This is a genomic window from Streptomyces sp. NPDC017529 (assembly GCF_044329785.1).
Taxonomy (GTDB): domain Bacteria; phylum Actinomycetota; class Actinomycetes; order Streptomycetales; family Streptomycetaceae; genus Streptomyces.
Genome location: NZ_JBIRJY010000038.1, coordinates 20,826 through 28,936, shown reverse-complemented (window position 1 = coordinate 28,936; position 8,111 = coordinate 20,826). Strand labels below are relative to the sequence as shown.

Genomic DNA, 8,111 nt, shown 5'->3' with positions numbered 1-8,111 from the left:
ACGGCTCGATCCACTTCGGATCATCTGCCGAGATCACCCCACCCATGCCCAACCAACGCGCCAACCGCACCACTGGTTACGGGACAACCTTTAGCTGAGCAGGCCTCAGGGGTCTATGCGGCTGGCGATGTAGTCGAGCCGGTCCCGCTTGGCGTATCTGGTCCAGCGGGTGGAGTCGCTGATGCTGGAGCCGGTGAAGTCGGCGAGAACAGATGCTGGTAGATCGGTGGCAAGCGTGAGCCGAGCACTGTTACGGCTGGCGAGGGGTGCGATGCCGTGTCGACGGAGCTCCAAGGAGGGGTAGGTGGCTCCGATAGGGCGGGCGGGCTCCTGACCGGGAACGGCCATGGTGTCGTGCTGGCCGTCTGGTCGAAATGCCAGCGTTTCAGGCGCTGGTCGCGCAGCGCGCGGACCAGCTGGGCGACTTTCGGGCGGCAGTGGAAGACGATGACCGTTGAGGTTGAGTGCCGCCACCGTGTCGTTGTCGATGACGTCGTGCACGATGAGTTCGAGCAATCTGGTGTGCTGCAGCCCGAAGAGGAGTGTCAGGGCGCCAGCCGTGCGGACATCAGAAGGCAGCGCATCGTCGCCGAGCCACGGTGCAACTGTTCGGCCTGATCCTCGTCCGTGCTGAAGACACTGGGGTGCGGCGACGGGGCCCTGGGGACTACGGACTCGCAGGCCAGGCCCCGGCCTCTATGCTCTACCGAGGTTGTGGGCGTGATGTTGTCCGGGTGAGTCCGGTGGCTGCGAGGCATCCGTCGGTGACGTCGCTGCGGTGCTGCAGCTTGCGAAGACGGTGCCGCAGGGTGCGGATCAGGTGGTCGGGATCGGTGAAGGCGGTGTTGCACTGGCCGGTGCGTCGGAGCACTGACCAGAGGCCCTCGGCCGGGTTCGGATCCGGTGCGTAGGACGGCTGCTGGTAGCAGGTGATCCCTTCGTGGGCGGCGATGACGTCGCGGATGTGGTGGTCCAGGTGCATGTTCAGGTTGTCCCACACCAGGACCAGTGGTGCCTTGAGTTGGTGGTGGGCGGCGGTCAGCAGGCCGCGGTAGTCGCTCCAGGTCAGACTGCGCCGGCCGCCCCGCTGGTGATCCGGATGCCGCTCGGGCCGGAAGATCATCCGGGAGCGTTCGCCGGGACTGTGGCAGGCCAGGGCGGCGATGGAGAAGCGGCGCTGGGACCGGCCGCGGACCCGGATCACCGGGGCAGACCCGCGCTTGGCTCAGGTGCGGGCGGTGGGCGGCGTCATCGATAAGCCGTCCTCGTCCTCGAAGACGATGAAGGCCCCGAGCGCCGCCGCGGTGCTCCCGCCTGCGGCCACGTCTCCTTCACCAGCCGGTGACGGCCTCTTCGTTCCGCTCCACCGCCCGCCGGGCGGGCACTTGGTGGCTGATGCCGTGGCGGTGCAGCATCTGCGCGCTCGCCGACAGCGTCATGCTCGTGTGGAACCTGCGCCCGATCAGCGTCTTGATGCGCTCCAGGGTCCAGGTCTGGTCCGGCCGGCCGTATGCGATCGGGCCACGGGCCAGTCCCTCTTCCCAGGCCGCGACCAGGTCCTTGCTCAGTTTGGGCCGGGCGGCCGAGCCCTTGGAACACAAGGCCGGCGGTCCGCCGCCGGCCCAGGCCCGGCGCCAGCGCTGCACCGAGCGCACACTCACCCGCAACTGCTTGGCCACCACCATGTGTCGTGCCCGGCCGCGACCATCCCCGCCGCCTCCAGGCGCAACCCCTCGCGAAAGGCCCAGCGCTCAGCAGTCAGGCCACCACCCTGCGGACACCTCACGCTCCGGGCATACCGCGACCGTCACCACCCGTCAGCCTTCGACGACATCACACCCACAAACTCAGTAAGAGCTCCTGCCAGAAGTTGCTGATCATGCGTCTTTCGCATTGGGTAGTCGTTGGTCTGTGTGGGAAATAGGCAGCCTCGACCGTGGATGGTGTCGGACGAACTGTGGTCGCTCATCGAGCCGTTGCTGCCCGAGCCGGGGTCGAAGCTGGTGGAGGGCAGGCCGCAGATCCCGGGCCGGCAGGCACTGTGCGGGTCCTGTTCGTACTGCACACCGGCATTCAAGGGGAGTACCTGCCCCACGAGCTGGACTTCGGCTCGGGGCGTGACCTGCTGGCGGCGCCTAGCAGCCTGGAACGAGGCCGGTGTGTGGAACAAACTGCACCTGGTGCTGCTGGAGAAGCCGCGGTCGGCGAAGAAGCTGGACTGGTCGCGGGCGGTGATCGACTCCTCGCATGTGCGGGCCGCTCGGCGCGGCGGCAAAAGCGGGCCCAGCCCGGTCGACCGTGCAGCAAGCACCACGTCATCACCGACGCTCAGGGCGTCCCGCTCGCGGTGTCGCTGACCGGCGGCAACCGCAACGACGTCACACAGTTGCTGCCGTTGCTGGAGAAGATCCCGGCTGTGGCCGGCGTCGTCGGCCGCCACAACGTCGGCCAGACGTACTCCTCGCCGACCGCGGCTACGACCCGACAAATACCGCCGCCTGGTGCGACAGCGCGGGATCCGACCGGTCATCGCCGAATGAGGTCAGGAATAGGTCAGGAACAGGTCAGGAACACGGCAGCGGCCTGGGCATCTTCCGCTACGCGGTCGAGCGCGCGATCGCCTGGCTGCACGGCTTCCGTCGACTGCGGACCCGCTGGGAACGACGCGACGCCATTCACAAAGCCTTCCTCGGCCTCGCCACCTGCCTGATCACCCACCGCCACGTCCAACGCCTGCGGTAAAACCTCGGACCTACCTGGTTGCTGTGGTCAGTGGGGTGTGAATTCGGGGTAGTAGGCTGCGGCGGCGGTTGCAGTGTCGATGTTCCGTGGGAAAAGCGCGGCTTCGTAGGCGCGGATGGCCGCGTCGATGTCCTTGGGCTGTTCGGCGATGGCGTTGCCGAGCTGGCCAGCGTCGAAGAGCGCCCAGTTCGCTCCTTCGCCGTCCGGCGGTGCCAGGTGCGCGGCGTCTCCGATGAGTGTGACCCCAGGTATGTGTTCCCAGCGGTGCCCGATCGGTAGCCCGTACAAGGGGCGGAAAATCGGCGGGATGTCGCTGTCCGCGACCAGGGCGACGAGCTCCGGCGCCCACCCCTCGAACATCGCCGCGACGGTGCGGGCGGCCGCAGGGCCGTCTGTGAAGTCAATGCCGTCGAACCAGTCGAGCGGCTGGTCGAACATGGCGTAGGAGTGCAGGGTGTCCGCGCGCTCGCGATGCACGCCAAGACCGATGCGGGTGGTTTCGTCGTAGGCGGTCATCGACCCGCCGCCGACCAGCGCCAGGGTGGCAGGGTGGCGGGTGTCGCTCTCGTACAGGTACGTCTCGACCATCGAGCGTCCGGCATAGGCGGGCGCGGCATCGGAGAGCAGCGGTCGGACCTTCGACCAGGCACCGTCGGCACCGACGAGGATGTCGGTGGCAATCGTCGACCCGTTGGCGAAGGTCACTTCGTGACGGCCGTCGGTGAGGGTCCGCACGCTCCGAGTCCTGTGGCCCCAGACGACCCTGCCGGCAGGCAGGGATTCCAGCAGCAACTGTCGCAGCTCGCCACGCTGCACCTCGGGGCGGCCTCCGGCAGGGTCATCGGGCCGGTCTGCCAGGATGGTGCCGTCAGGCGCCACGTCGCGGGATGCCTGGCGGCCTTCGAGGACAAGGGACTGGAAGCCGTCCATCAGACCGGTGGCACGGATCCCGTGCTGTCCGTTGTAGTCGTGGATGTCGAGCATGCCGCCTTGGGCCCGGGCCTGGGCAGACGCCTCCGCCTCGTACACCGTGGACGGGATTCCATGAACCGCCAGGGTTCGTGCCAGTGTCAGTCCCGCAAGACCGGCACCGATGATCGTGATCTGAGTCATACAGGCGTTCCTTGCTGTTGGTGAGTGAACCGGCGGTCCTGCCCGCGAGGCTCCCGGCCGCCGTGCGGAGTAGTGGAGCCGGGTCAGGGAGAGCGGGGTGGCTCGATCCGGGAGGCGAGCTGTTCCAGGTATTCATGGAGCCGCGCTCGCTCTGCGGCGCCCAGCGGCGCGAGGATCGACTCCTCGACACGGTCCATGGCCTCTTCGAAACCCTGGATCAGTTCGGAGCCCGCTGGAGTGACATGCACCCGACGGCTGCGCGTGTCATCCTCCTGCATCTGGCGCTCTACGAGTCCGCGCCGCTCGAGCCCGGCCAGGAGCCGCGAGACGCTCGGCGCACTGGTGCGCATGGCCCGCGCGACGTCACGCTGAATGGCATCCGGGTTCTTCGACAGGTACGCCAACACGGCACTCTGCTCGTGCGTGAGGCCGCGTTCCCGTATCCAGTCATCAGCGATGCGTCGCTGCCCCCACACAACCCACCGCATCAGCTCCAACGTGCTCTCACGCTTCAATCCACCCATAGTTAGCACACTAACTGTTGCCAGGTTAACAACCAAGCTTCCTTGGGCTTTGCCCTCACTGCACGGACACGCACGCTGGCGCCGGACCTCTCGCGCAGAACCTGTCCGCGGCCGCTCCGGCGATCAAGCGAACGCACGGGTTCGTCATACCGGTTGACGAGGCGTCGGCTCGGGGCGGTCGTTTCCGTGACCTGTCCGCCGCCGCTGCGGCCGTAGCAGCCGCCCCGCGCCGGTTACGCGGAGCGCACCTACTGTCGACAGGGCCAGCACTTGTCACCCACGCCGATGTGCCACCGAGCTGACCCGAGCCCAGAACCGGGAGGTCGAGCACAGCCGGATCGAGCCTCAGCAACACCGGGAGGCACGGCCCGACTTCTGTTAGTGGGTGTCTGCGAAGCCCCGTTCAGGGCAGGCGACTTGGTAGTTCCTGCATTTCGGGGAGGTGGGGATGGCTGGTCGACGTGCCTATCCGACGGATCTTTCCGACACCGAGTGGGTGGTGCTCGAGCCACTGGTTCCGCTGCCGAAGCCGGGCGGTCGCCCACCCAAGCACTCACGCCGCGAGTTGATCGACGCGTTGGCGTATTGGGTGCGGGCCGGCTGTGCCTGGCGGCTGCTTCCGCACGACTTCCAGCCGTGGCAGACCGTCTACCACTACTGGCGGCGGTGGCGGATCGAAGGCCGCTGGGAGGAGATCCTCGACATCCTGCGCGCTCGTGAACGCACTGGTCAAGGCAGGGAACCGGCGCCGAGTGCGGGGGTGTTGGACAGTCAGAGCGTCAAGGCCACCGAGCGGGGCGGATGGCATGGGTACGACGGAGGCAAGGAGGTCCTGGGTATCAAGCGCCACCTCCTGGTGGACACCCTCGGCCTGATGCTCGCGGCCTGCGTCAGCCCGGCCAACGTCAGCGACCGCGACGGCGCCGCGGTACTGCTGGCCCGGTGCGCCGACAAGTTCCCCCGCCTCCGGCACCTGTGGGCTGACCAAGGCTATCGTGGCCGCGACTTTCTGGCCTGGGTCCAAGAGGAAACCGGGATCACCATCCAGATCGTGCAGCGCAAGGACGGCGGCTTCCGCCGCACCTGGGCCAAGGCCGACACCTCACCACGAGTAGTGCCGGCCTTCGCGGTAGCTCCGCGCCGTTGGGTGATCGAGCGGAGTTTCGCCTGGCTGGGCCGCTATCGCAGACTGTCCAAGGACTACGAGCACTTGGCCGCCAGCCAGGAGAACGCCATCTACCTGGCCACGGTCATGCTCCTCCTGCACCGAGCCGGGAGATCACAGCCCTGAACGGGGCTTCTCAGACACCCACTGGTCGAAGCTGACATTCCGGAGGTTGGGGGTGCGGGCGTCGGGCTATCGACGGGCTGGTTGGCGATCCAGCGAACACTGTGGTTGAAAACTGAAACTCCCCAAACTCTCCCCGGGTTCCTCTGGAGGGCCTCCCGGGTGCGGGTGGCGGCCGGGACGGATTCGATGCGCCTGTACCGATATACTTGCATCAGTAACCAGTGGACTGAAGAGATCGCACGTCGCTGACCTGCGACGAAGACCAGGAAGTAGCCTGATCCGCATGTTGTCCGAAGTCACCGCGACCCGCTATGTCACGCCCTTGCGTGAGGGCGGGTCGCTTCCGGGGATCGTCGAGGCCGACGATCTCGGTACCTACGTCATGAAGTTCACCGGAGCGGGGCAGGGGCGCAAGACCCTGGTTGCCGAGGTCGTCTGCGGGGAGCTGGGGCGCCGGCTCGGGCTGCGGGTGCCGGATCTGGTGCGGATACAGCTCGACCCCGTGATCGGGCTGAGCGAGCCCGACCAGGAGGTGCAGGAGCTGCTGAAGGCCAGTGGCGGTCTGAACCTGGGGATGGACTATCTGCCGGGGTCGCTCGGGTTCGATCCGCTCGCGTTCGAGGTGTCGGCGCGGGAGGCGGGGCGCGTCGTGTGGTTCGACGCGCTGATCAACAACGTGGACCGGTCGTGGCGCAATCCGAACCTGCTGGTCTGGCACGGTGAGCTGTGGCTGATCGACCACGGCGCCACGATGATCTGGCAGCACAACTGGCCGACCGCCGAGAAGGCCGCGGTCAAGCCGTACGACGCCTCCGACCACGTGCTGGCGTCGTTCGGGCCGGACGTCGCGGCCGCCGCGGCCGAGTTCGCGCCGCTGGTCACCGAGGAGCTGCTGACCGAGGTCGCGGCGGCGGTCCCGGACGAGTGGCTGGCGGGCGAGCCCGGCTTCGACTCGCCGGACGCGTTGCGCCGCGCCTATGTGCGGGCGCTGCTGGCCCGTGCCGCGGTGATCAGTGACCGCATCACCGTCGGTGAGCGTACGAAGGACGGGCCTTCCCGGGTGCCGGGCTGGCTGGCGACCGAGTTGCCGCGGAGGGCAGTGAAGTGAGCGGCCTGCACAACGGGCGCGACGTGTTCGAGTACGCCCTGCTCAAGGTCGTACCGCGGATCGAGCGCGGCGAGATGATCAACGCGGGCGTGGTCGTGTACTGCCGTGCGCGGCGCTTCGTCGAGGCGCGTACGTACCTGGACGAGGGGCGGCTGCGGGCACTCGACGCGACGGCCGACGTCGAGGGCGTCAGGGCGGCGCTGAACGCCGCCGAGTGCGTCTGCGCGGGCGGTGAGCGGGCCGGGCAGGCGGCGGGTGACGACGCGGGGCGCCGCTTCCGGTGGCTGATCGCGCCGCGCAGCACCGTCGTCCAGCCCGGCCCGGTCCACACCGGGCTGACCACCGACCCGGCCGGCGAGGTGGGGCGGCTGCTGGACCTGCTGGTGAAGTGAGGCCGGTGGTGGAGTGAGGGGAGGGCCGCGGCGGTCCGGAGGCGCGCAGCGGAGGCGTTGACAGCCGCTGGCGGGCCTTCTAGCGTCAGCCCTGCTGAAGCTACTAAGCGGTTGCTCACCTGCTGGTTCGGTGCGGCGGACCGCTCGTCGAGGTTTCGAGGGTGAGGAGAACCCCGCATGTCCACCACCGAGCAGCGCGTAGCCATCGTGACGGGCGCGGCCCGCGGCATCGGCGCGGCCACCGCCGTACGCCTGGCCGCCGAGGGCCGCGCCGTCGCCGTTCTCGACCTGGACGAGGCGGCCTGCAAGGACACCGTCGAGAAGATCACCGCGGCCGGCGGCAGGGCGCTGGCCGTCGGCTGTGACGTCTCGGACGCGGAGCAGGTGGAGGCGGCGGTCGCACGGGTCGCCGCGGAGCTGGGCGCGCCGACCGTGCTCGTCAACAACGCGGGCGTACTCCGCGACAACCTGCTGTTCAAGATGAGCGACAGTGACTGGGACACGGTCATGAACGTGCATCTGCGCGGCGCGTTCCTGATGTCGCGGGCCTGCCAGAAGCACATGGTCGACGCCAAGTTCGGCCGTATCGTCAACCTCTCCTCCAGCTCGGCGCTCGGCAACCGCGGCCAGGTCAACTACTCGGCGGCCAAGGCCGGCCTGCAGGGCTTCACCAAGACCCTCGCCATCGAGCTCGGCAAGTTCGGCGTCACCGCCAACGCCGTCGCGCCCGGGTTCATCGTCACCGACATGACCGCCGCCACCGCCGAGCGCGTCGGCATGGGCTTCGAGGACTTCCAGGCCGCGGCCGCCACCCAGATCCCGGTGCAGCGCGTCGGCCGGCCCGAGGACATCGCCAACGCCATCGCCTTCTTCACGGGCGAGGCGGCCGGCTTCGTCTCCGGCCAGGTCATGTACGTGGCCGGCGGCCCGCTCAACTGAAC

9 protein-coding genes and 3 pseudogenes are annotated in these 8,111 nt (G+C 68.4%); 7 read left to right on the top strand and 5 right to left on the bottom strand.

All coding sequences use genetic code 11. The features are described 5' to 3' along the window. Nucleotides 1-105: 105 nt before the first annotated feature. From ACH4K4_RS38260 to ACH4K4_RS38250, 3 genes and pseudogenes are all read right to left on the bottom strand, one after another. On the bottom strand, nucleotides 106-516 hold the full coding sequence (locus ACH4K4_RS38260) for a hypothetical protein (RefSeq protein WP_398174848.1): 411 nt from the start codon (nucleotides 514-516) through the stop codon (nucleotides 106-108). Nucleotides 517-703: 187 nt separating this feature from the next. Next, the gene (locus ACH4K4_RS38255) at nucleotides 704-1,204 is read right to left on the bottom strand and encodes a transposase (protein WP_398174845.1); all 501 of its coding nucleotides are present in this window, start codon (nucleotides 1,202-1,204) and stop codon (nucleotides 704-706) included. A 44-nt stretch (nucleotides 1,205-1,248) separates the two neighbouring features. Further along, a pseudogene (locus ACH4K4_RS38250) lies at nucleotides 1,249-1,786 on the bottom strand (winged helix-turn-helix domain-containing protein). 154 nt (nucleotides 1,787-1,940) lie between these two features. On the opposite strand from ACH4K4_RS38250, the pseudogene ACH4K4_RS38245 reads away from it, so the two are divergent. The 3 genes and pseudogenes from ACH4K4_RS38245 to ACH4K4_RS38235 all read left to right on the top strand — a co-directional run. Then, nucleotides 1,941-2,117, top strand: a pseudogene (locus ACH4K4_RS38245) (hypothetical protein); the annotation flags it as partial. Beyond that, nucleotides 2,042-2,359 (top strand): annotated as a pseudogene (locus ACH4K4_RS38240) (hypothetical protein); the annotation flags it as partial. The pseudogenes ACH4K4_RS38245 and ACH4K4_RS38240, both read left to right, overlap by 76 nt. Then, nucleotides 2,248-2,742 (top strand): transposase, encoded by a 495-nt coding sequence (locus ACH4K4_RS38235; RefSeq protein WP_398174841.1) that lies wholly within the window; start codon nucleotides 2,248-2,250, stop codon nucleotides 2,740-2,742. The pseudogene ACH4K4_RS38240 and the gene ACH4K4_RS38235, both read left to right, overlap by 112 nt. A 27-nt stretch (nucleotides 2,743-2,769) precedes the next feature. Here the strand turns inward: ACH4K4_RS38235 and ACH4K4_RS38230 are convergent, their stop codons facing one another. Continuing rightward, nucleotides 2,770-3,855 (bottom strand): FAD-dependent oxidoreductase, encoded by a 1,086-nt coding sequence (locus ACH4K4_RS38230; protein WP_398174838.1) that lies wholly within the window; start codon nucleotides 3,853-3,855, stop codon nucleotides 2,770-2,772. An 83-nt stretch (nucleotides 3,856-3,938) separates the two neighbouring features. Continuing rightward, on the bottom strand, nucleotides 3,939-4,379 hold the full coding sequence (locus ACH4K4_RS38225; RefSeq protein WP_398174835.1) for a MarR family winged helix-turn-helix transcriptional regulator: 441 nt from the start codon (nucleotides 4,377-4,379) through the stop codon (nucleotides 3,939-3,941). 448 nt (nucleotides 4,380-4,827) lie between these two features. On the opposite strand from ACH4K4_RS38225, the gene ACH4K4_RS38220 reads away from it, so the two are divergent. The 4 genes from ACH4K4_RS38220 to fabG all read left to right on the top strand — a co-directional run bounded on the left by ACH4K4_RS38220 (nucleotide 4,828) and on the right by fabG (nucleotide 8,109). Then, nucleotides 4,828-5,670, top strand: a complete 843-nt coding sequence (locus ACH4K4_RS38220) for an IS5 family transposase (protein WP_398174832.1) — start codon at nucleotides 4,828-4,830, stop codon at nucleotides 5,668-5,670. Nucleotides 5,671-5,953: 283 nt separating this feature from the next. Continuing rightward, the gene (locus ACH4K4_RS38215; protein WP_398174829.1) at nucleotides 5,954-6,778 is read left to right on the top strand and encodes a HipA family kinase; all 825 of its coding nucleotides are present in this window, start codon (nucleotides 5,954-5,956) and stop codon (nucleotides 6,776-6,778) included. Next, nucleotides 6,775-7,170: a DUF3037 domain-containing protein gene (locus tag ACH4K4_RS38210; protein ID WP_398174826.1), complete on the top strand. Its 396-nt coding sequence runs from the start codon at nucleotides 6,775-6,777 to the stop codon at nucleotides 7,168-7,170. Before ACH4K4_RS38215 ends, ACH4K4_RS38210 begins: the two co-directional genes overlap by 4 nt. 177 nt (nucleotides 7,171-7,347) lie before the next feature. Then, nucleotides 7,348-8,109 (top strand): 3-oxoacyl-ACP reductase FabG, encoded by a 762-nt coding sequence (gene fabG, locus ACH4K4_RS38205; RefSeq protein WP_398174824.1) that lies wholly within the window; start codon nucleotides 7,348-7,350, stop codon nucleotides 8,107-8,109. The last annotated feature ends 2 nt before the right edge of the window (nucleotides 8,110-8,111 follow it).

What these genes read in the sequence shown, in the direction of transcription:
- ACH4K4_RS38235 (WP_398174841.1), top strand. Translation starts at nt 2,248, where the DNA reads ATGTGCGGGCCGCTCGGCGCGGCGGCAAAAGCGGGCCCAGCCCGGTCG.
- ACH4K4_RS38230 (WP_398174838.1), bottom strand. Translation starts at nt 3,855, where the DNA reads ATGACTCAGATCACGATCATCGGTGCCGGTCTTGCGGGACTGACACTG.
- ACH4K4_RS38225 (WP_398174835.1), bottom strand. Translation starts at nt 4,379, where the DNA reads ATGGGTGGATTGAAGCGTGAGAGCACGTTGGAGCTGATGCGGTGGGTT.
- ACH4K4_RS38220 (WP_398174832.1), top strand. Translation starts at nt 4,828, where the DNA reads ATGGCTGGTCGACGTGCCTATCCGACGGATCTTTCCGACACCGAGTGG.
- ACH4K4_RS38215 (WP_398174829.1), top strand. Translation starts at nt 5,954, where the DNA reads ATGTTGTCCGAAGTCACCGCGACCCGCTATGTCACGCCCTTGCGTGAG.
- fabG (WP_398174824.1), top strand. Translation starts at nt 7,348, where the DNA reads ATGTCCACCACCGAGCAGCGCGTAGCCATCGTGACGGGCGCGGCCCGC.